The sequence below is a fragment of the Noviherbaspirillum sp. UKPF54 genome, assembly GCF_007874125.1.
GTDB lineage: Bacteria > Pseudomonadota > Gammaproteobacteria > Burkholderiales > Burkholderiaceae_D > Noviherbaspirillum.
The window spans coordinates 1,354,864-1,379,486 of the sequence record NZ_CP040128.1 but is presented as its reverse complement, the minus strand read 5'-3'; the positions used below and the strand labels follow the sequence as shown (position 1 = coordinate 1,379,486).

The 24,623-nt window shown below is 60.4% G+C and carries 26 protein-coding genes; 6 read left to right on the top strand and 20 right to left on the bottom strand.

The window, feature by feature from the left end; all coding sequences use genetic code 11:
- Positions 1-33: 33 nt before the first annotated feature.
- Both nadC and nadA read right to left on the bottom strand, forming a co-directional pair.
- A complete protein-coding gene (nadC, locus tag FAY22_RS06480) occupies positions 34-900 on the bottom strand; it encodes a carboxylating nicotinate-nucleotide diphosphorylase (protein WP_146329457.1) in 867 nt (288 codons plus the stop codon).
- Positions 897-2,036 carry a quinolinate synthase NadA gene (gene nadA / locus FAY22_RS06475; protein WP_146329456.1) on the bottom strand — a complete coding sequence of 380 codons (1,140 nt, stop codon included), beginning with the start codon at positions 2,034-2,036 and terminating at the stop codon, positions 897-899. The genes nadC and nadA overlap by 4 nt, the downstream gene beginning before the upstream one ends.
- Before the next feature lie 300 nt (positions 2,037-2,336).
- Here nadA and FAY22_RS06470 point away from each other — a divergent pair, with 300 nt between their 5' ends.
- Positions 2,337-2,897, top strand: coding sequence for a hypothetical protein (locus tag FAY22_RS06470; protein WP_146329455.1), 561 nt, complete (start codon positions 2,337-2,339; stop codon positions 2,895-2,897).
- A 40-nt stretch (positions 2,898-2,937) separates the two neighbouring features.
- Here the strand turns inward: FAY22_RS06470 and FAY22_RS06465 are convergent, their stop codons facing one another.
- Positions 2,938-4,536 carry an ABC-F family ATPase gene (locus tag FAY22_RS06465; protein WP_146329454.1) on the bottom strand — a complete coding sequence of 533 codons (1,599 nt, stop codon included), beginning with the start codon at positions 4,534-4,536 and terminating at the stop codon, positions 2,938-2,940.
- 235 nt (positions 4,537-4,771) lie between these two features.
- Between FAY22_RS06465 and FAY22_RS06460 the strand changes: the two genes are divergently transcribed.
- On the top strand, positions 4,772-5,668 hold the full coding sequence (locus FAY22_RS06460; protein ID WP_146329453.1) for an aldose 1-epimerase: 897 nt from the start codon (positions 4,772-4,774) through the stop codon (positions 5,666-5,668).
- Here FAY22_RS06460 and ldcA read toward each other — a convergent pair.
- From ldcA to guaB, 9 genes are all read right to left on the bottom strand, one after another.
- Positions 5,651-6,583, bottom strand: coding sequence for a muramoyltetrapeptide carboxypeptidase (gene ldcA / locus FAY22_RS06455; RefSeq protein WP_146329452.1), 933 nt, complete (start codon positions 6,581-6,583; stop codon positions 5,651-5,653). The genes FAY22_RS06460 and ldcA overlap by 18 nt on opposite strands.
- Positions 6,584-6,675: 92 nt before the next feature.
- Positions 6,676-7,488: a triacylglycerol lipase gene (locus FAY22_RS06450; protein WP_246860676.1), complete on the bottom strand. Its 813-nt coding sequence runs from the start codon at positions 7,486-7,488 to the stop codon at positions 6,676-6,678.
- Positions 7,489-7,636: 148 nt separating this feature from the next.
- The gene (locus FAY22_RS06445) at positions 7,637-8,548 is read right to left on the bottom strand and encodes an alpha/beta fold hydrolase (RefSeq protein ID WP_146329451.1); all 912 of its coding nucleotides are present in this window, start codon (positions 8,546-8,548) and stop codon (positions 7,637-7,639) included.
- 226 nt (positions 8,549-8,774) lie between these two features.
- Complete coding sequence (gene tadA / locus FAY22_RS06440) at positions 8,775-9,269, bottom strand: tRNA adenosine(34) deaminase TadA (RefSeq protein WP_146329450.1); 495 nt, start codon at positions 9,267-9,269, stop codon at positions 8,775-8,777.
- Positions 9,270-9,272: 3 nt separating this feature from the next.
- Positions 9,273-9,719 carry a 6-carboxytetrahydropterin synthase QueD gene (queD, locus tag FAY22_RS06435; protein WP_146329449.1) on the bottom strand — a complete coding sequence of 149 codons (447 nt, stop codon included), beginning with the start codon at positions 9,717-9,719 and terminating at the stop codon, positions 9,273-9,275.
- 12 nt (positions 9,720-9,731) lie between these two features.
- On the bottom strand, positions 9,732-10,367 hold the full coding sequence (gene queE, locus FAY22_RS06430; RefSeq protein WP_146329448.1) for a 7-carboxy-7-deazaguanine synthase: 636 nt from the start codon (positions 10,365-10,367) through the stop codon (positions 9,732-9,734).
- Positions 10,364-11,944 (bottom strand): glutamine-hydrolyzing GMP synthase, encoded by a 1,581-nt coding sequence (gene guaA, locus FAY22_RS06425; protein WP_146329447.1) that lies wholly within the window; start codon positions 11,942-11,944, stop codon positions 10,364-10,366. Before guaA ends, queE begins: the two co-directional genes overlap by 4 nt.
- Before the next feature lie 19 nt (positions 11,945-11,963).
- The gene (locus tag FAY22_RS06420) at positions 11,964-13,001 is read right to left on the bottom strand and encodes a sensor domain-containing diguanylate cyclase (RefSeq protein ID WP_146329446.1); all 1,038 of its coding nucleotides are present in this window, start codon (positions 12,999-13,001) and stop codon (positions 11,964-11,966) included.
- A gap of 23 nt (positions 13,002-13,024) precedes the next feature.
- The gene (gene guaB / locus FAY22_RS06415) at positions 13,025-14,485 is read right to left on the bottom strand and encodes an IMP dehydrogenase (protein WP_146329445.1); all 1,461 of its coding nucleotides are present in this window, start codon (positions 14,483-14,485) and stop codon (positions 13,025-13,027) included.
- A 149-nt stretch (positions 14,486-14,634) separates the two neighbouring features.
- On the opposite strand from guaB, the gene FAY22_RS06410 reads away from it, so the two are divergent.
- Positions 14,635-15,126 carry a DUF4124 domain-containing protein gene (locus FAY22_RS06410; RefSeq protein ID WP_168204779.1) on the top strand — a complete coding sequence of 164 codons (492 nt, stop codon included), beginning with the start codon at positions 14,635-14,637 and terminating at the stop codon, positions 15,124-15,126.
- 41 nt (positions 15,127-15,167) lie between these two features.
- On the opposite strand, the gene FAY22_RS06405 is transcribed toward FAY22_RS06410, so the two are convergent.
- Positions 15,168-15,452 carry an RnfH family protein gene (locus FAY22_RS06405; RefSeq protein WP_146329443.1) on the bottom strand — a complete coding sequence of 95 codons (285 nt, stop codon included), beginning with the start codon at positions 15,450-15,452 and terminating at the stop codon, positions 15,168-15,170.
- A complete protein-coding gene (locus FAY22_RS06400) occupies positions 15,445-15,876 on the bottom strand; it encodes a type II toxin-antitoxin system RatA family toxin (RefSeq protein WP_146329442.1) in 432 nt (143 codons plus the stop codon). The genes FAY22_RS06405 and FAY22_RS06400 overlap by 8 nt, the downstream gene beginning before the upstream one ends.
- A 67-nt stretch (positions 15,877-15,943) precedes the next feature.
- Here FAY22_RS06400 and smpB point away from each other — a divergent pair, with 67 nt between their 5' ends.
- The gene (smpB, locus tag FAY22_RS06395; protein WP_146329441.1) at positions 15,944-16,393 is read left to right on the top strand and encodes an SsrA-binding protein SmpB; all 450 of its coding nucleotides are present in this window, start codon (positions 15,944-15,946) and stop codon (positions 16,391-16,393) included.
- A gap of 44 nt (positions 16,394-16,437) precedes the next feature.
- Here the strand turns inward: smpB and FAY22_RS06390 are convergent, their stop codons facing one another.
- The 3 genes from FAY22_RS06390 to ppsA all read right to left on the bottom strand — a co-directional run bounded on the left by FAY22_RS06390 (position 16,438) and on the right by ppsA (position 20,489).
- Entirely contained in the window at positions 16,438-17,364 is a 927-nt protein-coding gene (locus FAY22_RS06390; RefSeq protein WP_146329440.1) for an SPFH domain-containing protein, read from the bottom strand.
- Between the two features lie 15 nt (positions 17,365-17,379).
- Positions 17,380-17,838 (bottom strand): NfeD family protein, encoded by a 459-nt coding sequence (locus FAY22_RS06385; RefSeq protein WP_371417372.1) that lies wholly within the window; start codon positions 17,836-17,838, stop codon positions 17,380-17,382.
- Positions 17,839-18,080: 242 nt separating this feature from the next.
- Positions 18,081-20,489, bottom strand: a complete 2,409-nt coding sequence (gene ppsA, locus FAY22_RS06380; protein WP_371417392.1) for a phosphoenolpyruvate synthase — start codon at positions 20,487-20,489, stop codon at positions 18,081-18,083.
- 190 nt (positions 20,490-20,679) lie between these two features.
- Here ppsA and FAY22_RS06375 point away from each other — a divergent pair, with 190 nt between their 5' ends.
- Positions 20,680-21,528 carry a pyruvate, water dikinase regulatory protein gene (locus tag FAY22_RS06375; protein WP_146329438.1) on the top strand — a complete coding sequence of 283 codons (849 nt, stop codon included), beginning with the start codon at positions 20,680-20,682 and terminating at the stop codon, positions 21,526-21,528.
- Positions 21,529-21,681: 153 nt separating this feature from the next.
- Positions 21,682-22,023: a hypothetical protein gene (locus FAY22_RS06370; RefSeq protein ID WP_146329437.1), complete on the top strand. Its 342-nt coding sequence runs from the start codon at positions 21,682-21,684 to the stop codon at positions 22,021-22,023.
- A 27-nt stretch (positions 22,024-22,050) separates the two neighbouring features.
- Here the strand turns inward: FAY22_RS06370 and FAY22_RS06365 are convergent, their stop codons facing one another.
- From FAY22_RS06365 to lpxB, 3 genes are read right to left on the bottom strand one after another with little or no spacing between them, the layout of a single operon-like run.
- Positions 22,051-22,836 (bottom strand): RNA methyltransferase, encoded by a 786-nt coding sequence (locus FAY22_RS06365; RefSeq protein ID WP_146329436.1) that lies wholly within the window; start codon positions 22,834-22,836, stop codon positions 22,051-22,053.
- Positions 22,833-23,483, bottom strand: a complete 651-nt coding sequence (rnhB, locus tag FAY22_RS06360) for a ribonuclease HII (RefSeq protein ID WP_146329435.1) — start codon at positions 23,481-23,483, stop codon at positions 22,833-22,835. The genes FAY22_RS06365 and rnhB overlap by 4 nt, the downstream gene beginning before the upstream one ends.
- A complete protein-coding gene (lpxB, locus tag FAY22_RS06355; protein WP_146333285.1) occupies positions 23,480-24,613 on the bottom strand; it encodes a lipid-A-disaccharide synthase in 1,134 nt (377 codons plus the stop codon). The genes rnhB and lpxB overlap by 4 nt, the downstream gene beginning before the upstream one ends.
- Positions 24,614-24,623 lie beyond the last annotated feature (10 nt).

The following is a 24,623-nucleotide window of genomic DNA, read 5'->3' as shown; positions in this document are numbered from 1 at the left end:
CTTTTCATTTGCCGCGTCGAACAGCGACAGGAGTTAGCCGACGATGCGCAGCGAATAGTCGGTTGCCTGCACATCCTTGGTCAGGCTGCCGATCGAGATCCGGTCCACGCCGGTTTCGGCGATGTCGCGCACCGTCTTCATGTTGACACCGCCGGAAGCCTCCAGCAGCGCCCGTCCTGCCGTCATCTTCACCGCCTCGCGCATCATCTCCAGCGTAAAATTATCAAGCAGTATGGAAGTCGCGCCCGCCGCCAGCGCCTCTTCCAGCTCAGTCAGGTCTTCCACTTCGACCTGGATTGTCACGCCGGCATTCAGGCCTTGCGCCGCGCGCAACGCCGCAGTCACGCCGCCGGCCGCGGCGATATGGTTTTCCTTGATGAGGATGCCGTCATACAGGGCCAGGCGCTGGTTCTGGCCGCCGCCGACGCGCACCGCGTACTTCTGCGCCAAGCGCAGCCCCGGCAGGGTCTTGCGGGTATCGAGGATCGCCGAGCGCGTGCCCTTGATCGTGTCGACATACCGGCGGGTGGCCGTCGCCACGCCAGATAGCAGCTGCAGGAAATTCAGCGCGCCGCGTTCCGCCGTCAGCAATGCGCGCGCCGGCGCCTCGATGACGCACACTTCGCTGTCGGCGCGCATCAAGTCACCTTCCGCGTAACGCCAGTCGATGCGGATGCGCGCGTCGAGCTGCACCATCACGCCTTCGAACCATGGCGCGCCGCACAGCACCGCCTCTTCGCGCACGATCACGCGCGCCTTCACCCATTCGTTTTCCGGCACCAGCAAGCCGGTGACGTCGCCGCCGCCGACGTCTTCGGTCAGCGCCGCCTGGATATTCGCCTCGAAGGCCGCCTTCAGCGCCGCGTCGAATGGCGCAAATGTATTCTTCAGTGTGCTCATGCCGGTCCGATCCCTGCAAATAGTTTCTGTTCTTTCGCCAGGTCGCCCGACGGGCGCACGTTGGCCTTGCGCTGTGCGGCAAACGCCAGCATGCGGTCGATGCAGACATAGGCCTTGCGGCCGATTTCCGGATCGACGTGTATCTCGTTCTTCCCTGTTTCCAGTACCTCGGCCAGGTTCTGCAAGCCGTTCATCGCCATCCACGGGCAGTGTGCGCAGCTCTTGCACGTGGCGCTGTTGCCGGCGGTCGGCGCGTCGATGAAGCGCTTTCCCGGCGCGGCCATGCGCATCTTGTGCAAGATGCCGTTGTCGGTGGCGACGATGAACTCGGTCGCATCCAGCTTCTGCGCGGCGGCGATCAGCTGCGAGGTCGAGCCGACCACGTCGGCCTGCGCCACCACCGACTCCGGCGACTCCGGATGCACCAGCACCTTGGCGCCCGGATGCTCCTTTTTCAGCAGCTCCAGCTCGATGCCCTTGAACTCGTCGTGCACCAGGCAGGAGCCCTGCCACAGCAGCATGTCGGCCCCGGTCTTCTTCTGGATGTAGCTGCCCAGGTGCTTGTCCGGTGCCCACAAAATTTTCTTGCCCTGCGCATGCAGGTGCTCGACGATCTCCAGCCCGATCGAGGATGTCACCATCCAGTCGGCGCGCGCCTTCACGGCGGCGCTGGTGTTGGCGTACACCACGACGGTGCGGTCCGGATGGGCGTCGCAGAATGCCGCGAACTCGTCGGCCGGGCACCCCAGGTCGAGTGAACAGGTGGCATCCAGGTCGGGCATCAGGATGGTCTTGTCCGGGCTCAGGATCTTTGCCGTCTCGCCCATGAATTTCACGCCTGCCACCACCAGCGTCTTGGCCGGATGGTCACGGCCGAAGCGCGCCATTTCGAGCGAATCGGATACGCAGCCGCCGGTTTCCTCCGCCAGGTCCTGCAGGTCGGCGTCGACGTAGTAATGCGCCACCAGCACCGCTTCCTTTTCCTTCAGCAAGCGCCGGATGCGCTCCTTCAGCGCGGCCTTTTCCGCCGGCGAAGGCGCCGCCGGCACGCGCGCCCACGCATTGGCGGTACAACTGGTGCCCGCCTCCATTTGCGGACGCTCGAATTCGACGGTTTTGATGGATTGAGTCTGCATGGTGTTGAAACTGTTAATCAGATAGCAATGCGCGCAATCGCGCGGCCAAATAAGCAGTATGCCCGAAAACCGAACTGGGGGATCAAGCGGTAGATTTCAAGCGGTTCCCTTGTTGGATGGCCATAATTAACGCCTGAAATATATTTACGCAGGGCCAAATAGATTGCATACTAAATTGACGCACATCAACAATTGACCGTACTGTTTCTCTATAACTAGTCAATTCTAAACGTTGCCTGGAAGAATTAACAAATCCATACAATCAGGCACCCGTATTTTCTTGCGTTGGAAGTGGAGACCATGATTAACACTGTGTTTGACAAGACCGACAAGGGTCGCGAAGAAATAGCCACGCGCAAATACCAGCTCGCTCCGCGCTTGCGTACGCTGTTGGTCATGGTCGATGGCAAGCACGGCGCCGAAGATTTGCTCAAGAAAGTGTCGGGCCTGGGCCTGTCGGAAGCCAGCCTGGCTGAACTGGCCGCTAATGGCTTCATTCAGGCCGCGGGGCCCCAGTCTGCGCCGGAGTACCCCGTCGCGCAGCCTGAACCTGCCATTGCCGCCACAGAACCCGACTCGCCTATTCCGGAAGGGCAAAACCAGTTCCAGGCCATCTACCATTTTTATACGCAGACCATCAAGAGCATGATCGGCTTGCGCGGCTATACGCTGCAGCTCAAGGTGGAAAAGGCGGGCTCGATCGAGGACTTCCGAGCATTGCGCCTGCCTTACCTGGAAGCAGTGCTGAAGGCGAAAGGCGACGAAGCCGCGCGCAGCCTGCGCCAGCGGCTCGACCAGCTGCTCTACCTGGGCGAAAGCGCGCCGGCCACCACCATTCCCGCGCAGCTGCCGGCCGAGTAGGCGGCCGCCGCGCGACAGGACAGGCGCCCTGCCGTAACGACTATTCGATGCCCTGGCTGGCCAGATACTCTTCGTAGTTGCCCTGGAAGTCGATCACTTCGCCATCCTTCACTTCCAGGATCCGGGTCGCCAGCGACGACACGAACTCGCGGTCGTGCGACACGAAGATCAGCGTGCCGGCATACTTGTCCAGCGCGATATTGAGCGATTCGATCGACTCCATGTCCATGTGGTTGGTCGGCTCGTCCATCAGCAGCACGTTGTGCCGGCCCAGCATCAGCTTGCCGTACATCATTCGGCCCTTCTCGCCGCCCGACAGCACTTTCACCGACTTCTTCACGTCGTCGCCGGAAAACAGCAGGCGGCCCAGGATCGAACGTACCGCCTGGTCGTCGTCGCCTTCCTTGGTCCACTGGCCCATCCAGTCAGTCAGGTTCTTGTCGACGGCGAATTCCTCGGTCGGGTCCTGCGGCATGTAACCGACATTGGCATTCTCCGCCCATTTCGCGTTGCCGCTGTCCGGCTGCAAACCGCACAGGTCGCCGCCGATGCAGCGCAGCAGCGTGGTTTTACCGGCACCGTTGGCACCGATGATGGCAATCTTTTCACCGGCATCGACCATGAGATTCAGGTTCTTGAAAATCGTGCGGTCGTAAGCCTTTGACAGGCTCTGCACTTCGACGGCCTGGCGATGCAGCTTCTTTTCGCCTTCGAAGCGGATGAAGGGCTCCTGGCGGCTGGACGGCTTGACGTCCTCCACCTTGATTTTCTCGATCTGCTTGGCGCGCGAGGTGGCCTGGCGCGCCTTCGATTTGTTGGCCGAGAAGCGGCGCACGAATTCCTGCAACTCCGCCACGCGCTCCTTGGCCTTCGCATTGGCGGCCATTTGCTGGGCGCGCGCCTGCGACGACGCCAGCATGTAGTCGTCGTAATTGCCAGGATAGATCTTCAGCGTGCCGTAGTCCATGTCGGCCATGTGCGTGCAGACCTGGTTCAGGAAGTGACGGTCGTGCGAGATGATGATCATCGTCGAGTTGCGCTCGTTGAGCACGTCTTCCAGCCAGCGGATGGTATTGATGTCGAGGTTGTTGGTCGGCTCGTCCAGCAGCAGGATGTCCGGGTTCGAAAACAGCGCCTGCGCCAGCAGCACGCGCAGCTTCCAGCCGGGCGCGACGTTGCTCATCGGCCCCTGGTGCTGTTCGATCGGCACGCCCACGCCCAGCAGCAACTCGCCGGCGCGCGACTCCGCCGTGTAGCCGTCGTACTCGGCGAACTTCGCCTCCAGATCGGCGGCGCGCATGTAGTCGTCGTCGGTGGCATCCGGATTGGCGTAAATGGCGTCGCGCTCGGTCATCGCCGCCCACATTTCGGTGTGGCCCATCATCACGACGTCGAGCACGCGCTTGTCTTCGTAGGCGAACTGGTCCTGGCGCAGCTTGCCCAGGCGCTCGTTTGCGTCGAGCATGACGGTACCGGAGCTCGGCTCCAGGTCGCCGCCCAGAATTTTCATGAAGGTCGACTTGCCGCAGCCGTTGGCGCCGATCAAGCCGTAGCGGTTGCCATCGCCGAATTTAACGGAAATGTTTTCAAACAGCGGCTTGGGGCCGAACTGCATCGTGATGTTTGCGGTGGATAACACTGAGTAAAGCCTCTTGCGGAATGGATTTAGGATAACCGGCTATTTTACCATTCCGGGAAGCGACGGGGCTTTGCGCACCGCGCAGCCGGCATTGCGGTCGATTCGCCGCCCTCCCTCATGGACAGTCCATCTATCCGAACAGCAATTGGAACAGGAAGCGGCGGCAAGGAGTCTATTTACGCTAAACACATTGCCTGCGTACCGGCCAATCTCTTGCGTGGATGAGCTCATTGCCATGACAGCCGACATCATCGTCCTCGAATCCGACAAGCAACGCTTGCAAGTAGCCCCGGAATTGGGCGGCAGCGTAATCGACTGGGACTGGAAACCTCAGCACGGGTGGGTGCCGCTGTTGCGCGCATGGGACGGCGTTTCCGCCGACCGTTATACGGTAGCCTGCTTTCCGCTGGTGCCCTGGTCGAACCGTATCACGCAAGGCGGCTTCGAGCACGATGGCGCGTTCTACCCGATCCATGCCAACCGCAGCGAGGAGCACTACCCGATACATGGAGACGGCTGGCTGCAGGCCTGGAAAGTGGCGGAACGCAGCGACAGCCACCTCAAGCTGACGCTCGAATCGCGTCATTTCGACGGCAATCCCTACCATTACCGCGGCACCGAAACCTTCCGGCTGCTGCCCGACGGCCTGCAAATCGACCTGACCGTCACGCATCTGGGGCAGAAGACGCTGCCTTACGGTCTCGGCCTGCATCCTTACTTCCTGCGCAATGCGGCGACCCGGCTGCGCTTCAAAGCCGAGGGCATCTGGCTGGCCGACACCAGCTCGATCCCGACCGGGCATACGACCAACCTCCCCGCCGGCTGGGACTACAACACATCTGCATCCCTGGAGGGACCGTTGATCGACAACTGCTATACCGGCTGGAACGGCAAGGCGATCGTCGACTACCCGGACCACGGAATCTCGGTCACGATGGTGATGCCTGATTGCAATGGCTATCTGCTGTTTTACCGGCCGCCCGGCTACGATTACTTTTGCATCGAACCGACCACCCATCCGATCGATGCCTTCCACATGCCCGAACAGCCCGGCCTGTCTTTCCTGGCGCACGGCGACAGCTTGGCATTGCGGACAAAGTTTCTGGTCGGACCGTCAGCCGGGGCTGCCTAGCGACGGGTAACCGCTCATCGAAAGCAGCACGTCACGTCCGTCCGACTGCAGGCGGCCCTGGCAACCGACGACCAGCGTCGCCTTGTCGCGGATATGCCCGAATGGCAGCCCGGTCAGCACAGGAACAGGCAGGTGCGCGCGCAGGTAGGCAAGCATCGCCGCGAAGTCGTAACCGTTGTCATAGGCGCTCAAGCGGTAATTCGAAAAATCGCCCAGCACCAGCGCCTTTTGCCGCAGCAAGCCGGCATGCAGCAATTGCAGCAGCATGCGCTCGACCCGGTACGGATGTTCATTCACATCCTCGACGAACAGGATGCCACCCTCGATGCGCGGCATGTAGGGCGTGCCGGCAAGATGGGTCAGCATCGTCAGGTTGCCGCCCCACAGGATGCCCGACACGTCCAGCGCCGGATTGCCATCCGCCTGGAATGCGATCTGGTGCGCAGGCTGGCTAACGCATTGCCAGAACCGCTGCAATGTATAGGCGCTCGCTTCCTCCCGCGTGAAATCGTCGCACACCATCGGCCCCGCAAAACTGGCCGCGCCCTGCTGCGCCAGCAGGCCCATCTGCAACGCGGTAAAGTCGCTGTGACCAACAAAAAGTTTTCCGCTTGCCGCCAGCATGCTGAAATCCAGTGCCGGCAAGATGCGCGACATGCCGTACCCGCCGCGCAGCGCGAGCAGGATCTGCACGTCGGGGTCGGCGGCGGCGGCATGGATCTGCCGCAACCGTCCCTCGTCGGTGCCACCGAAGCGCTCGTGCTTTTGCAGCGGGTCGTAGTAGTTACGGACGAGGCAGCCCTGCGCCTGCAAGCGTTCGATTGCCCTGCCGAGCGCCACCTCGTCCGGCGCATAGCCGCCGGGAGCGACGATCGCCACGCCCGTGCCGGCGGGCACTTTCAATGTGGAGGTCATCCGGTGTCGATAGGAAGTGGTTCAGCGAGACGCGATTGTAGCCGCCGCATTCCGGGCGCGCCAGAAGCCCACGGTGCGGCTTCCGGCCCCTCTTAAAAGATGCCGAAACGCGGATTGCGCTGCGGATCGCGATACAGCAGCTTCTTCAAGCCCGCCAGGCCTTCGCGGTCGAAACGACGCCACTCGCCTTCCGGCTGAGCCAGGCGATCGGCGATGGCGTACAGCGCGGTCGGGTTCATGCCCATGCCGATATGGCTGGCATGGACTTCGATGTTCTCGGAGCGTTCGGTCTCGTCCTCCAGGCTGCACTGCCAGGCGACCACGCCATCGGTGCGACTGAAAATCGATGTGGTCGGCACTGGCGGCGTGCCCTTCAGGTCGGCGATGCGCGCATCGTCGTCGATGCTGCGACCGCTTGCGAATTCGTACAGCCGCCAAGCGTTGGTCGCCTTGGGATGGCCTGTGAACGGCGAGCCCAGCGTGATCACCGTGCGTACGTCGTCCGGCATCAACTTGGCGATTTCTCGGGCGTAGATCCCGCCCAGGCTCCAGCCCACCAGGCTGACGGTCCTGCCGTGCTCCGCGCGCAGTTCCTGCACGCGTTCGACACAGTTCTCGATCACGCCCGGACGCGGTCCACGATTCAAGCCTTGTTCCCATGCGTAAGGAGCGTAGCCGCGATCCTTCAGAAAATTGCGCAGCACGAGCGTCGTCATGTCGCCCGTCGCCAGCCCCGGAAACACCATGACCGGATGACCGTCTCCTTTCGGCGCGTTCTTCAAGACCGGCAGCGCAATCAGCGATGCCCACAATTCCCACAGCGCGCGCCCTTCCAGCGCGAGCCGGAACCAGCCGGGAGCCTTGATGTGGGACTCATTCTGTTGTGCCTTTCCTTCGTTTCTCACTTGAAGCACCCCATGTCGAAAATTAAGCTGCTGCGCCAACATGCCCCTCTCCTTCCCGCGTTGACTGGATGAGCGGTCCAGCATAACACCTTATATTTCCGCCAAGAAACAATCTCATGCAAATCGGCACTCTGAAGTCAACCATTCGTCACGCGCACCGCGCTTCCAGCTCGTTGCCGCGCCGGCAATGCTTGCCGATCACATCCGACAGCGCCGTTTCGAGCGCGGGCGGGAAATCGTGCCCCATGCCTTCAATTTCGTGCATTGTGGCATTCGGTATCCAGCGCGCGGTGTCGCGGCCGCAGGCAATCGGCACCAGAGGGTCGTCGCTGCCGTGAATGATCAGGGACTGCGCCTTGATCGTGCGCAGCAGGGCGACCCGGTCGCCCGAGGCCGCCACGGCCATGATCTGGCGCGCGCTCCCGGCAGGACACACATTGCGGCGCACGCTTTGCACAACACGCCTGCGCAGCTCCGCCTCGGGCGTCGGATAGCGCGGGCTGCCGATCACCTGGAACATCTTTACGAAATAGCCGATCACGCTGTCGATATCGCGCGGATTGTCGGGCGACGAAAACAGGGCGTTATGTGCCGCCAGCGTCGGACCGGGCAACCCCGGACGGCCGCTGGTCGACATGATCGAAGTCAGCGTCAACGTGCGGTGCGGGGAGGTGGCAGCGATGATTTGCGCGATCATCCCGCCCATCGAGGCGCCGACAATGTGCGCCTTGCCGATGCCCAGTTCATCGAGCAGGCCGACTGCATCCTTCGCCATGTCATAGAGCGTGTAGCCGCTCAGCAGCGGCAGATGAAACAGCGAGTGAAAAAAAGCTGTCGGCAGATGCGGCTTGCCGAACTGGTCCATCTTGGTCGACAGCCCGCAGTCACGGTTATCGAAGCGGATGACGCGAAAACCTTGCGCGGCGAGGCCTTGGCAAAATGCGTCCGGCCAGGATATGAGTTGGAGGCCAAGGCCGGCGATCAGCAGGATCGGCTCACCTGCCGGGTCGCCTTGCACGTCGTAGGCCAGGTTGATGCCGTTGGTAGCGATAATAGGCAATTCACATCCCTTCAGCATGCCGATTAACTGACTTCATTCCTCGGCTGCAAATTTGTCTCAATATCAAGCGTTCTTGATGCTGAGCTCTTTGCAAGGCGTATGCCAGACATGAGCGGGCCTGCGTAAGCCTTCCTGGACGCCGGACGGACCGTTCATGCCGGCGCACCGACTGGCGACTTTACACGTACATGTAGTTTTTCCAGAGACAGTGCCCGCGCGGCATTATTCAAACGAGGCCGGCATCCGGAACCAGGCCCGTTGCGCGCTGCGCCGCGCGCCGCCGCTCGGCGAAGAAGTCCTTGAGCAAGGCCCCGCATTGATCCGCGAGCACGCCGCCGACCACTTCGGCATGGTGATTCAGTTTTTCCTGCTCGAACAGATTCACGATGGAACCGCAGGCGCCCGTCTTTGGATCAGGCGCGCCGAACACCACGCGCGACAGCCGCGCATGCATCATTGCACCGGAACACATCGCGCATGGTTCAAGCGTGACATACAGTTCGCAGCCCGGTAGGCGATAGTTGCCCAGGATAGCGGCCGCAGCGCGCAAGGCCATGATTTCGGCATGCGCCGTCGGATCATGGGTGCCTATCGGCTGATTGAAGCCGGTGGCGATGACTTCGCCGTCCCTGACCACGACCGCGCCCACCGGGACCTCGCCCAGTGCCCACGCATTGTGGGCCTGCGAAATCGCCTGCTGCATGTAGATCGCGTCGCGCATTGCTCAGTCGGCCGTGATTTCGGCCCAGCAGTTGGGTGTCTCGTGCAGCACCAGCTTGTGCAGGCGCAGGCCGGTGCCGTAACGGTCCTGGTAGGCCGCTTTCAGGATGTTGAATGCCGTCTGCGCCAGGTTCTCGACGGTCGGGATGCTGCCGATGACCACGGTCTTGTGACCAGGAAGGCTGTCGAGGAATTCGCGCAGCGCAGTATCCTTTTCGTACACCAGGAAGGCGTGGTCCCAGACATCGACCAGATGCTGCTTGGCCAGCGACTTCACATCGGAAAAATCCATGATCATGCCGTTGTCGGAACTGCCCTCTTCCGTGATCACCGCGCCAATCAGCGTGATTTCAAGGGTATAGCGATGCCCATGCAGGTTGCGGCACTGGCTCTTGTGGTCGGGAATACGATGGCCGGCATCGAATTCCAGCTTGCGGGTAATGGTCAGCATGGGGACTAGGAATCAGGGAATTTGCAGCAGCTTGTGGGTTTGCAGGCTCAGCTTCCATTGCGGGCGCTGCTTGCACAGTTCGATCGCGAGCTGCGTATTGCGCTCCGCGTCGGGGCCATCCATCGGCTGCAGGTAAAAATGGTCGAATTCGAGCAGCTCGTAATCGTCGAGGTTCTGGTTTTGCTGCGGGATCACCACCTTGAGCTCGTTACCCCGACGGACCTGTAGCATCGATCCTATCTTGGGGCTGATGCATATCCAGTCGACGCCTGCGGGCACCGGCAGCGTGCCATTGCTCTCGATGGCGATTTCGAAACCATGCGCATGCATGCTCTCGATGAGCGCCGCGTCAAGCTGCAACAGCGGCTCGCCGCCAGTGAACACGACAAACTTGCTTGCGGGGTAAGCGGCCGGCCACAGGGCATCGATGGCCTTTGCCAGACTGGCGCTGTCCGGATATTTCCCGCCCAGCTCGCCATCGGTGCCGACAAAATCGGTATCGCAGAACTTGCACACCGCGCTCGCGCGGTCGCTTTCCCTGCCGCTCCACAGGTTACAGCCCGAAAAGCGGCAGAACACCGCGGGGCGCCCGGCATGTGTGCCTTCGCCCTGCAAGGTGTAGAAAATCTCTTTGACGATGTAGCTCATTCCCACTCGATCGTCGCGGGCGGTTTTCCGGAAATGTCATACACGACACGATTGATGCCGCGCACTTCATTGATGATGCGGTTCGATACCTTGCCGAGCAATTCATGCGGCAGATGTGCCCAGTGCGCGGTCATGAAGTCCTGCGTCTGCACCGCGCGCAATGCGACCACGTACTCATAGGTGCGGCCGTCGCCCATCACGCCGACCGACTTCACCGGCAAAAACACGGCGAACGCCTGGCTGGTCTTGTCGTACCACGACTTGCCCTCTTCATCCATCGTTGCCCGCAATTCTTCGATGAAGATCGCGTCGGCGCGGCGCAGCAGGTCAGCGTAGTCCATCTTCACTTCGCCGAGGATGCGCACGCCCAGGCCCGGCCCCGGGAACGGATGGCGGTACACCATGTCGTGCGGCAGGCCGAGCGCCACGCCCAGTTCGCGCACTTCATCCTTGAACAGTTCGCGCAGAGGCTCCAGCAGTTTCAGATTCAGCGTTTCCGGCAAGCCGCCGACGTTGTGGTGGCTCTTGATCGTATGCGCGGTCTTCTTGCCCTTGCCCGCGCTTTCGATCACGTCGGGATAAATGGTGCCCTGCGCCAGCCACTTCGCATTTTTCAGCTTGCCGGCTTCGGCCTGGAACACCTCGACGAACTCGCGGCCGATGATCTTGCGCTTGGCTTCCGGGTCGGTCACGCCAGCCAGCTTGCCCATGAACTGCTCGGTGGCATCGACATGAATCACCTTCACGCCGAGGTTCTTGCCGAACATGTTCATCACCATCTTTCCCTCGTCCAGCCGCAACAGGCCGTGATCGACGAACACGCAAGTCAGCTGATCGCCGATGGCGCGATGGATCAGCGCCGCGGCGACGCTGCTGTCGACGCCACCTGACAGGCCGAGAATGACTTCGTCATTGCCGACCTGCTTGCGGATCGCCTCGACCGCCTCTGAAATATAGTCCGGCATGTTCCAGTCGGACTTGCAGCCGCAGATCTCGTGCACGAAGCGGCCAAGGATGGCCTTGCCCTGCAGCGTGTGGGTTACCTCCGGATGGAACTGCACCGCGTAGAACTTGCGCTCCTCGTCGGCCATGCCCGCGACCGGGCAGTTGTCGGTCGATGCCATCAGCTTGAAGCCGGGCGGCATTTCGTTGACCTTGTCGCCGTGGCTCATCCAGACCTTCAGCATGCCGTGGCCTTCCGGCGTAACGACATCGTTGATCCCGTTGAGCAGCGCCGTATGGCCGCGCGCGCGCACTTCCGCGTAGCCGAATTCGCGCACCTTGCCATTCTCGACCTTGCCGCCGAGCTGTTCGGCCATGGTCTGCATGCCGTAGCAGATGCCGAAAACCGGCACGCCGGCCTCGAACACCGCCTGCGGCGCGCGCGGGGTGTCGCCCTCGGTGACCGAGTTCGGCCCGCCGGACAGGATGATGCCCGCGGCCCCATAGTTACGGACGAAATCGTCGCTGACGTCATACGGATACACCTCGGAAAAAACGCCGGCTTCACGCACGCGGCGCGCGATCAGCTGGGTCACCTGGGAACCGAAATCGAGAATGAGAATTTTAGAATGCATGATGTGCTGGTTTTGATAATCAGGGTAATTCTGGTGCTGCCTTGACGATGCGGTTACGCCCTGCATCTTTCGCGGCGTACAGCGCCACATCGGCGCGGCTGATCAATTCTTCCGTCGTCGCGGTCGGAAACATATCGGTCGACGCCACGCCTGCGCTGATCGTCAGGTTGAACGTCGTGCCCCCGATCGTTTCCGGTTGCGACGCCACCGCTTGCCGCATGCGCTCGGCGACCGCCATGGCCGTCGCACTCGTCGCCCCCGGTAATACGATCAAGAACTCTTCGCCGCCATACCGGCCCAGCGCTTCCTGGGGACGGATGCAGGAACGCAGCCGGCTGGCGACCTTGACCAGCACCGCATCGCCCGCCTGGTGCCCGTAAGTGTCGTTGATCTTCTTAAAATAATCGAGATCGGCTACGATCAGCGACAGTGGGACTCCCGCCTTGTCGCAGCGAATCGCCTCGATCGTCAGAATACGCATGATCGCGCCGCGGTTCCAAGTCCCGATCAAAGGGTCGATCAGGGATTTGCGACGCAGATTCTTGTTCTTCTTTTGCAGGTCGAGATGCGACGCGCTCATCGAGTGGACCAGCAGCTCGCGCTCCACCAGCGATGCGAGATCGGCCAGCAACTGCCGTTCCGCCGGCCCGAAACCCGGCCGTGGAGCAAGGTCGATCAGGCAGACATGGCCAACCAGGACTTTTTCCTGATTACGGACCGGATGCGCCGCAAAAAACCGAATATGCGGCACGCCCAGCACCGCGCGGTCGCGCCCGAGCACCGGATGACTGCCAGCGTCCGCCACCACGACCGATGCGTCGGGCAACGGCTGCCTGCGGCAGAAATCCGCTTCTGCGGACAACGGTGAGGACGCGCCGTCGGGCGATTCCGACGACGTCTGCCCGAGGACGATGACGCAGTCGGCCACATCGAACAGCCGCTTGCCGATGCGCCGGATGCGCAGCAGTTGCTGTTCGACTTCGTGCGGCGCCGCATCCGCCGGTCCGCCAACGGATGGCTGCGCCTGCGTTTGCATCGCCGCTACCGGCTTCGTCATCTTGCTGTTACCTTCAACGCGGATCACTCCGCACGGTAGTTCGGCGCTTCCTTCGTGATCTGGACGTCGTGCACGTGCGACTCGCGCATGCCGGCGGACGTGATCTCGACGAATTCTGCCTTCTCGCGCAACTCATCGATGGTCGCGCATCCGCAATATCCCATGGAAGAACGCACGCCGCCAACCAGCTGGTACAGGATGGCCAGGACGCTGCCCTTGTACGGCACGCGCCCTTCGATCCCTTCCGGCACGAACTTGTCCGCATTGTTCGCAGCGTCCTGGAAGTAGCGGTCAGCCGAGCCTTCAGACATCGCACCCAGGCTGCCCATGCCGCGATACGACTTGTAGCTGCGGCCCTGGTACAGGATCACTTCGCCAGGCGCTTCCTCGGTGCCGGCAAACATACTGCCCATCATGACGCTCGATGCTCCTGCCGCCAGCGCCTTGGAAATATCGCCAGAGAAGCGGATGCCGCCGTCTGCGATGCAGGGGATGCCGGTCCCCTTCAACGCCTCCGCGACGTTTGAAATCGCGGTAATCTGCGGCACGCCAACGCCAGCCACGATACGCGTGGTGCAAATCGAGCCGGGCCCGATACCAACCTTGACGCCATCGGCGCCGTGCTCGGCCAGTGCGATGGCGGCGGCGGCGGTGGCAATATTTCCGCCGATGACGTCGACCTGAGGATAATTGTTCTTGACCCAACGCACCCGGTCCAGCACGCCCTTGGAATGGCCATGTGCGGTATCGACCACGATCACGTCGACGCCGGCCTTCACCAGCAGTTCGATGCGCTCGTCGTTATCCGGGCCGACACCAACCGCCGCGCCGACGCGCAGCTTGCCGTGCTCGTCCTTGCTCGCGTTCGGGTGCTCTGTCGATTTCTGGATGTCCTTCACGGTAATCAGGCCGCGCAGTTCGAATGCATCGTTGACCACGATGACCCGCTCCAGGCGGTGCTTGTTCATCAGGCGCTTGGCTTCGGCCAGGTCCGCGCCTTCCTTCACGTACACCAGCTTCTCGCGCGGGGTCATCTTGGCGCGCACTTCCGCATCCAGCTCTTCTTCGAAGCGCAAGTCGCGGTTGGTGATGATGCCAACCACCAGCTTGCCCTCAACGACCGGGAAGCCGCTGATGCCGTGCTGTTGCGACAGCGCGATCACGTCGCGGATCTTCATGGTCGGCGGAATCGTGATCGGATCGCGCACCACCCCGGACTCGAAGCGCTTGACTTTCGCCACTTCACGCGCCTGCTCAGCCGGCTTCAGGTTCTTGTGGACGATGCCGATGCCGCCCTCCTGCGCCATCGCGATCGCGAGCCGCGCTTCGGTCACGGTATCCATCGCCGCCGACAACAGCGGGATATTCAGCGTGATGTTGCGCGTCAGGCGCGTTTTCAGGGAAGTATCTTTGGGAAGGATGTCCGAATATGCCGGGACGAGCAGCACGTCATCGAATGTGAGTGCTTTCTGGAGTAGACGCATAGTGATTCCTATAGGCGCAAAGCCGCATTATACAGAAATCCTCAAGGCAAGGCTTTTTTACATTGCTTTCGCCTATAAGCTTCTTCGTTGACACGATGCATAAAGCATGGCGAAATCCGACTGTCTGCTCCCCGTTCAAAAGGATCGCAATGAGAATAACCAATTCCCTGCGCCTCGCCGGCGCCAGCTTCCTGGCCGTTGTACTGCTCGCGCCGGTCGCCGCTCTTGCGCAGTATGTATGGCTCGACGAGAAAGGCGTGAAGCAGTATTCGGACATGCCGCCTCCGCCTTCGGTGCCGGCCGCGCGCGTATTGAAGCATCCGGGCGTTCGCGCCACCGCCGATGCAACGGCTCCCGGCAGCGGTGCCGCCACGCAGCAAAAGTCGCTCGCCGAGCAGAATGCGGAATTCAAAAAGCGGCGCGCGGAGCAGGCCGAAAAAGAGAAGAAGGCGGAGGATGATGCACGCCTGGCCGCGGAAAAAAGCAAGCACTGCGAGCGTACCCGCAGCTACCTGCGCGCGCTGGAATCGGGCGAACGCATTGCGCAGACCGACAATAGCGGCGAGCGCTCTTTCTTGTCGGATGAACAACGAGCACGCGAATTACGCGAGGCTAGGCAGGCCGCACAGGATTGCAGATAACGTGAAAAATACGCAACAAGCCTGCGCCTGCGCAGGCTTTTTTATAGCCCTTTTTTCACGGCACGCTTGCGGCGCGATTCTTTCGGATCGGCAGTCAACGGCCGATAAATTTCGACGCGGTCGCGCTCTCGCAAGACCGTATCGAGCGACTTGAGCTTGCCGTGGATGCCGACGCGGCAGGAGGCTAGGTCGATGTCCGGCACGGCCTGCAGCACACCGCTTTGCTCCACCGCCGCCTGCAGCGTGGCCCCCTGCGGCAAACGCAGATCGCGCGCAAATTGCATGTCCGGCCGCGCATAGCAGACCTGCACGTAAATGTCAGCCATAAACCGTCTCCGCGCGCTTGCAGAAGGAATCGACAAAGCTGTTCGCAATCATATTGAAGACAGGGCCGATCAATTGCTCCAGCACCCTGCTTGAAAATTCGTAATTCAGCTCGAACTCGATCTTGCATGCGTCGCTGCGCAGCGGCTTGAAACTCCAGGCGCCGTGCAACTGCTTGAACGGACCTTCAACCAGCCGCATTTCGATCGAAGTCGGCGCCACGTTGACATTCTCGGTCGAAAAGCTTTGCTTCACGCCACGGTAATTGATCGTCAATTCGGCCAGCACCTTGCTACCATCCCTGGTGCGCACCTCTGCCCCACCACACCAGGGCAGAAATTTCGGATACTCCTCGATGTTCTCCACCAGCGTGAACATTTGTTCTGCGCTATATGCGAGCAATACCGACTTGTGAACGACAGCCATCGCGAATGAACCGTTTGATAAAATAAGAAGTTAAAATTTTAACCGACACACTCTGTTTCCAGAACTCATGACCATTGTTGATAATAAAAAAGCCTTCCACGATTACTTCATCGAGGAGCGCTACGAAGCCGGCATGGTTCTGGAAGGTTGGGAAGTCAAATCAATCCGCGCCGGCCGCGTGCAATTGAAGGAAGCCTATGTCATCGTGCGCAATGGCGAAGTCTTCCTGTTCGGCTCCCATATCAGCCCTTTGCCTACCGCATCGACCCATGTGTCGCCGGACCCGGTACGTACCCGCAAGCTGCTGCTGAACGGGGAAGAAATCAAGCGGCTGATCGGTAAGGTCGAGCGCGCCGGATACACATTAGTTCCAATCAATTTGCATTACACCAAAGGCCGCATCAAATGCGAGATCGGCCTGGCCAAGGGCAAGAAGCAGCACGACAAGCGCGAGAGTGAAAAACAGCGCGACTGGCAGCGCGAGCAGCAATCGATCATGAAGCAGCACCGGCGCTGATCACGCCCGGCGCGCCCTTCCTCCTTGCGGCGCGCCTTTCCGGCTCACGCTTTTTGCTGCGATTTTACGACCTGCAACGCGCTCGCGATCAAGCCGCTGATGTCGCTCATGTTGGCGGGAACGATAATCGAGTTATTGGTTTTTGCCAGCTGCGAGAAGGCACTCACATACTGTTCCGCCACTTTCAGGTTGACCGCGTCCGAGCCGCCCGGCTCGCGGATGGCCGCTGCCGTCTTGCGCAATGCTTCCGCGCTCGCTTCCGCGATGGCAAGAATACCGGCGGCCTGGCCTTGCGCGCGATTGATCGCCGCCTGCTTTTCACCTTCGGACTTGGCGATCGCCGCTTCGCGCTCGCCGCTGGCGATATTGATCTGTTCCTGCTTGCGCCCCTCCGACGCAGCAATCAGGGCGCGCTTTTCGCGTTCTGCCGTAATCTGTGCCTGCATTGCATGCAGGATTTCCTTGGGCGGGGTCAGATCCTTGATTTCATAACGCAGCACCTTGACGCCCCAGTTTGCCGCCGACTCATCGATTGCACTGACCACCGCCTTGTTGATGTGATCGCGTTCCTCGAAGGTCTTGTCCAGCTCCATGCGCCCGATGACGGAACGCAGGGTGGTTTGCGCCAGCTGCGTAATCGCCATCAGGTAATTGGACGATCCGTACGATGCGCGCATGGGGTCGGTCACCTGAAAGTACAGGATGCCATCCACTTGCAGCTGCGTATTATCCTTGGTAATGCAGACTTGACTGGGAACGTCGAGCGGAATTTCTTTCAGCGAATGCTTGTAGGCGATGCGGTCAATAAACGGCAATACGATATTCAGGCCGGGGCCGAGCGTGGCGTAATATTTGCCCAGTCGCTCGACGACCCAGGCATGCTGCTGCGGCACCACGTTGATCGTCTTGACGACGAATACCACCGCAACGACAAACAAAATCAGGCCGAGATTTCCGAATCCGAATTGCATGGGCATCCTTTCTTTTCAGTTATCTTGTTTGCGATCTTTTGAAACGATCAGGCGATTGCCACGGATTTCCCGAATGGTGAAGATGCCTGGCACGCAATCGGCATCATGTTCGAGTTCGACATCCCATAAAGCGCCGCGATATGTTACTCGGGCCGTCTTGCCGTCCTCATTCCAGGCGTCGACTTTCAAAGCCTGCCCGATGTCGAGATTGACGTTCGGATCACGGGCAGCCAGACGCCGCGTCATGCCTCCCCATTTGCTGCGCCGCAGGCCATAGGTGGCAATCGCACCGACGATACCTGCACCGATCAGTTGCGCTTCGCGCCCCAAGCCGGCAAAAGCCACCAAGCCGCCGGCGACCAAGCCGAAACCGATCATCAGCAGATAAAACGTCCCGGTAAACATTTCCAGGATCACCAGAGCACCGGCGAAAACAAACCAGATCATCCAATCCGCCATTTTCAGTCCCCGCATTCTTACTGCAGCACAAAAATAAAACACCCCCGCAGCCGCGAGGCTGGCGGGGGTTCAAACCACCTTGTACTGCCGTTTTTGTTGGTTGTTGTCCATGAATAAGGTTGCTTAAGTCTAATCCAAAACCCCTTGCCGTCAAATGCTTTCTATCTGCATTTTTGCCGCCTTACAACAGATTACTCTAAACAAAAACGCGGGCATGAAGCCCGCGTTTTCGCATCTCAACAAGACATGTCCACCGATCAGCGCACCGTCGCCAGCTTTTGCCAGGTATCGATCACGGTATCGGGATTCAGCGAAATCGATGCAATCCCCTCTTTCATCAGCCACTCCGCGAAATCCGGGTGGTCCGACGGCCCCTGACCGCAGATGCCGATGTACTTGCCCTGCGCACGGCATGCAGCAATCGCCTTGGACAGCAAGGCGCGCACAGCCGGGTCGCGCTCATCGAAATCGGCCGCCAGCAATTCCATGCCAGAATCGCGATCCAGGCCGAGCGTGAGCTGGGTCAGGTCGTTGGAACCGATCGAGAAACCGTCGAAATACTCCAGGAACTGCTCGGCCAGTATCGCGTTGGACGGCACTTCGCACATCATGATCAGGCGCAGGCCGTTTTCGCCGCGCTTCAGACCGTTCTTCGCAAGCAGGTTGACAACCTTTTCCGCCTGGCCGAGCGTGCGCACGAACGGCACCATGATTTCGACATTGGTCAGGCCCATGTCGTTGCGCACCCGCTTCATCGCCTGGCATTCCATCTCGAACGCCTCGGCAAAATCCTCTGCCAGGTAGCGCGCCGCGCCGCGGAAGCCGAGCATCGGGTTTTCCTCGTCCGGCTCGTATCGCGAACCGCCGATCAACTTCTTGTACTCGTTCGACTTGAAGTCGGAAAGGCGCACGATCACCGGCCTCGGCCAGAATGCGGCGGCGATCGTTGCCACGCCTTCGGCCAACTTATCGACATAGAAGGCCTTGGGCGACGCATGGCCGCGCGCGACCGATTCGACCGCCTTCTTCAAGTCGGCGTCGATGCCCGGATATTCCAGGATCGCCTTCGGATGCACGCCGATGTTGTTGTTGATGATGAACTCCAGGCGCGCTAGGCCGACGCCGCCGTTCGGGATCGACTGGAAGTCGAACGCCAGCTGCGGGTTACCGACGTTCATCATGATCTTCACCGGCACTTCCGGCAGTTCGCCGCGCGACACTTCGGTCACCTCGGTTTCCAGCAAGCCGTCATAAATCTTGCCTTCATCGCCCTCGGCGCAGGACACGGTCACCAAGGTGCCGTCTTTCAGCATGTCGGTCGCATTACCGCAGCCGACCACCGCCGGCACACCCAGCTCGCGCGCGATGATCGCCGCATGGCAGGTGCGTCCGCCGCGATTGGTCACGATTGCGGAAGCGCGCTTCATCACCGGCTCCCAGTTGGGGTCGGTCATGTCGGCCACCAGCACGTCGCCCGGCTGCACGCGCTCCATCTCGGAGGGGTCGCGAATCACACGCACCGGGCCGGCGCCGATCTTCTGGCCGATCGCGCGGCCCGAAGCCAGCACGACGCCATTGCCCTTGAGCTTGAAGCGCTGCTGCGCATCGGTCGCCTTTTGCTGCGACTTCACCGTTTCCGGGCGCGCCTGCAGGATGTACAGCTTGCCGTCGCGGCCATCCTTGCCCCATTCGATATCCATCGGGCGGCCATAGTGCTTTTCGATGATGACTGCATACTTGGCCAGCTCGACGATTTCCTGGTCGTTCAGCGAATAGCGGTTGCGCAGCTCGATCGGCACGTCGACCGTCTTCACCGAGCGGCCGGCTTTCGCTTCGCCGGTGAATTCCATCTTGATCAGCTTGGAACCGATATTGCGGCGGATGATGGGCAGCTTGCCCTGCTCCAGCATCGGTTTGTGCACGTAGAATTCGTCAGGATTGACCGCTCCCTGCACCACTGTCTCGCCTAGGCCGTAGCTGGCGGTGATGAACACGACATCCTTGAAGCCGGATTCGGTATCGATGGTGAACATCACGCCGGCGGCACCGATATCGGAACGCACCATGCGCTGCACGCCCGCAGACAATGCCACTTCGGAATGGGTAAACCCCTTGTGCACGCGATATGAAATCGCGCGGTCGTTGTACAACGATGCAAACACATGCTTGATCGCTTCCAGCACATTGTCGATGCCGACCACATTCAGGAAGGTTTCCTGCTGGCCCGCGAACGATGCATCCGGCAAATCTTCGGCAGTCGCGGAGGAACGCACCGCAAACGACATCTCAGCGGTCGAATCGGCGACCAGGCGCTGGTAAAACTCGCGGATCTCCTGTTCCAGGCGCGGCTGGAACGGGGTGTCGATGATCCATTGACGGATTTCGGCGCCGGCTGCAGCCAGCGCGCGCACATCGTCGATATTCAGCGACGCGAGGCGGTCCTCGATGCGCTGTGCGAGCGTTGCACCACCACCGGCGCTGTAGGACAGGAAGTCGCGAAACGCCTGCGCGGTGGTCGCGAACCCGCCGGGCACACGCACGCCGGCACCGGCCAACTGGCTGATCATTTCACCCAGCGACGCATTCTTGCCGCCGACGGACTCGACGTCCGTCATTCTCAGATGTTCAAATGATGCTACGTAAGTAGCCCCCTGGGTAGCACCCATAGCTGTGTTGGACATAACAACCCTTTAAGTTTGATGATAGAAATCTTCATATGCGGTGGCACGGCTCATTTCTTGTTATTCTTCGTCGTGAGCGCGGCATGGCTTACTGTTCAATGTCATTTTACAGTGTGCAACAGGAATCCGCCGTGCACAACTGAGAGTTTTTCATCATTTCAAATTAGATAAGATTATGCCAGACTTGTCCGCCCAACATTTGCCGCCTGCCGATCGCACTGTATTCTTCGTTTCCGATGGGACCGGTATCACGGCGGAGACATTCGGCCATTCCGTGCTGACCCAGTTCGAGTTGCGATTCAAGCAAGTTCGCCTTCCTTTCATCGATACGCTCGACAAGGCTTATGAGGCTGTACGCCATATTAACGACGCCTGCGAGATCGATGGCAAGCGCCCCATCGTGTTTTCCACCTTGGTCAAGGCGGAGCTGTCATCGGTAGTCAGGCAATCCAAGGGTATGCACATGGACCTGATCCAGACCTTTGTCGAGCCGCTGGAGCAGGAACTGGGCGTGAAGTCCACGCATACGGTGGGGCGCAGCCATAACATCGCCGACTCGGAGGAATACAAGAACCGTATTGAGGCGATCAATTTCTCGCTTGCGCATGACGATGGCCAATCGGACCAGAACCTCGCCGCCGCCGACGTAATCCTGGTGGGCGTGTCGCGTTCCGGGAAAACCCCGACCAGCCTCTACCTCGCCATGCAATACGGGATCAAGGCTGCCAATTACCCGCTGATCCCGGACGATTTCGAACGCGGCAAGCTGCCGAATGGTTTGCTGGCGTACAAGAAGAAGATATTCGGATTATCCATTGCCCCGGACCGCCTGTCCGAAGTGCGCAATGAGCGGCGGCCAGGAAGCAAATACGCAGCACTGGAAAATTGTCGGTACGAAATCAACGAGGCGGAAAAAATGATGCGTCGCGAAGGCATACGCTGGATGTCCTCGACGGCAAAATCAATTGAAGAAATTGCAACAATGATTCTTCAAGAAATCAAGCTGGACAAACGCTCATATTGATTGGCTGGCATTGCTGTAACTATGCCGCGCCGCGCCAGCGTCGCGGCATTTTTCATTCGACTAGGCAGTTCCAGTCAATATCACCCCGAAAAACCTTACAGATTCCTTACAAATTGAGTATAAAGAAAGCATAGGCGTTGATGGAGCGGTGCCATGGATTTGCTATTGATCGAACTCGTATTGTGGGGCGGCCTGGTATTTTTTTTCTGGGCACTAAAGGACGGGCTGGGACATGTCGAGAGCGATATTGAGTCGCTCGGTCTCCTTGATAAATCTAGGGCGGACGCCAAGCCTCGCGAGGCCATGCCTTTCGCCCGCCCCGAACAAGTGCTCGAACCGATCGGCAGTTACCAGGACTCACAGATTCATCGCTACGCGATCATCAACGGACGGAAATGCCAGTTCGACCGCGTCTGTCCGATGCAAAGCAGGATGACGCTGGAGGCAGACGAATACTATGTAGCGCCCGGCCTTGTATACCGAGAGTGCGGCTGACAATTCCCTCCGTCCGCCACCGCTCGATCAGGCTGTTTTCTGGCGCACCTGCTCGAAAAAGCACACGGCGGCGCTTGCCGCGACGTTCAGCGACTCCACCTCGCCAAGATGCGGGATCGATACGCGCCAAGTGGCCAAGTCGAGCAAATCCCCGGAAACGCCTTGACCCTCGTGGCCGAACAGCCAAGCGACAGGGCCCGCCAAGTCGACGTCATATATCCGTTTGTCGGCATGTGAACTGGTTGCTAATATCGGTATGCGTGCGGCGCGCACCAAGCTGCCGAGGTCGACATTCTCGAAGATATTGAGCAGAAAGTGCGCCCCCATTCCGGCGCGCAGAACCTTCGGCGACCATGCAAACACGGTCGTTTTGCTGCAGTAAACATCCTCGATCCCTGCCGCAGCGGCGCTACGCAGAATCGAGCCGAGATTTCCCGGATCTTGCAGGTTATCGAGCAACACCGCTCCACGTACCAGGTTTTTAGGTGGGGCAATACGCGGCGTATCGACCACAAACAGCAATCCGACACCGTGCTCGACCTGGCTCAAGGCATGAAAAAGCGCTTCCGGCAGCACGATGCATTGCGCCCTCGCCGCTTCGCAACGTTGCACGATAGAGGCAACTTCCGCATGCCCGACAGAGTCCTCGCTGACGATACACAATGGTGGCAATCCGACGTGCTGTAGATAAGCCTCGCACAAATGCACGCCGTCGAGCAGCGTGCGCCCTGCCTTGCGCCGTGCATGAGGATTCGATGCCAGCAGCTTCAATTCCTTGTACAACGGGTTCTCGCGCGATGAAATCGCCTTCATGTAGTTCCTTTGCCGTCCCGTCCCATGCCCGTCTCCTCGCAAGCATCGATCAATGCCCGTACTGGCGCATATGATTTGCGGTGTACCGGTGTCACACCGTGCAGGCGCAGGCGCTCCAAGTGCAGCGCGGTGGGATATCCCTTGTGCCGGTCGAAGGCGTAATCCGGATACTGCCGGTGCAGCGCCAGCATGGAAGCGTCGCGCGCAGTCTTCGCCAGTATCGATGCGGCGGAAATGGCCGGCACCTTGTCGTCGCCCTTTACGATCGCTTCGGAGCGCAGCGGCATCACAGGACAGCGGTTGCCATCGACCAGCGCGAGCGTGGGCTGCACTTTCAGCGCCTCGACCGCGCGCCGCATCGCCAGGAGCGACGCCTGCAGAATGTTGATCTCGTCGATTTCAGCTTCGGTGCAGCAAGCGATCGCCCACGCCAGCGCGTCCGCCTTGATCTGTTCGGCCAGCGCTTCGCGCCGGGCTTCCGTCAGCTTCTTGGAGTCGCGCAAACCGGCGATCGGCTTGAAGGGATCGAGAATCACGGCTGCGGCAAACACGGCGCCGGCAAGCGGACCGCGCCCGGCCTCGTCCACGCCGCAAATTACTTCGCCCGCGTGGTCAAACAGCGACAGACTCACGTCCTTCTTTTTCATGCCGGCCGTCGTCCAATCAATTGCAGGACCGCCTGCGCACTCTCCCGCGCTGTATCGCGCAACAGCGAGTGATGCATATCCGTAAATCGCTGGCGCAGCCGCGCACGCAACGCGTCGTCGTCCAACTGCGCCCACAATGCATCGGCGAGCGCCTGCGGCGTGGCCGCATCCTGAAGTAATTCGGGCACGACGAATTCCTGCGCGAGGATATTCGGCAGTCCGATCCAAGGTTGGTACCCCATGTGGCGCAGAATATGCCACGAGGCCCGCATCATCTTGTATGCGATCACCATCGGCTTCTTGAACAGCGCCACCTCCAGCGTTGCGGTACCCGAAGCAACCAGCACCACGTCCGCGGCCGCGATGGCTTCATGCGAACGCCCCGCCGTCAGCTGGATCGGGACATCGGCCAAGCCCGCCTTCGATACCAGTTCGAGAAAATAAGCGCGCTGCTTCTCGCCGGCCATCGGCACCACGAAGCGGATCGACGGGTCGCGCTGGGCCAATACCTTGACAGCCTCGATGAATGCAACAGTGTTGTACTTCAGTTCGGACATGCGACTGCCTGGCAGGATGGCGATCACGCGCCCTTCGTTCGGCAAGCCGAGCGCCATGCGAGCGGCGTCGACGTCCGGCTCCATGGGAATGACCTCGGCCAGCGGATAGCCGACATAGGTCACCGGAATTCCAGCCTTGCGGTAAATCTCCTCTTCGAAGGGGAATACCACCAGCATGTGGGACACGGCACGCGCGATCTTCTTGATGCGCCCTGCGCGCCATGCCCAGATCGACGGACTGATGAAATGCATGGTTGGGATGCCAGCCCGCTTCAGCTGCTCTTCCAGGCCGAAATTGAAGTCAGGGGCATCGACGCCGATGAAGGCGGCCGGCCTTTCCCGCAACAAGGCATCACGCAGCGTATTCTGGATACCCTTGATTTCGCGGTAATGCGCGAGCACCTCGAACAGGCCGCGCACCGAAAGCTTTTCCATCGGCCAGTCGCTGCGAAAGCCGTACTGCGCCATCTTCGGCCCGCCGATTCCATGAATATCGGCGTGCGGCAAATGCGGCCGCAGGCCAGACAACAAGCGGCTCGCGAGCAGGTCTCCGGAAGTCTCGCCGGCGACCATCGCAAGGGAC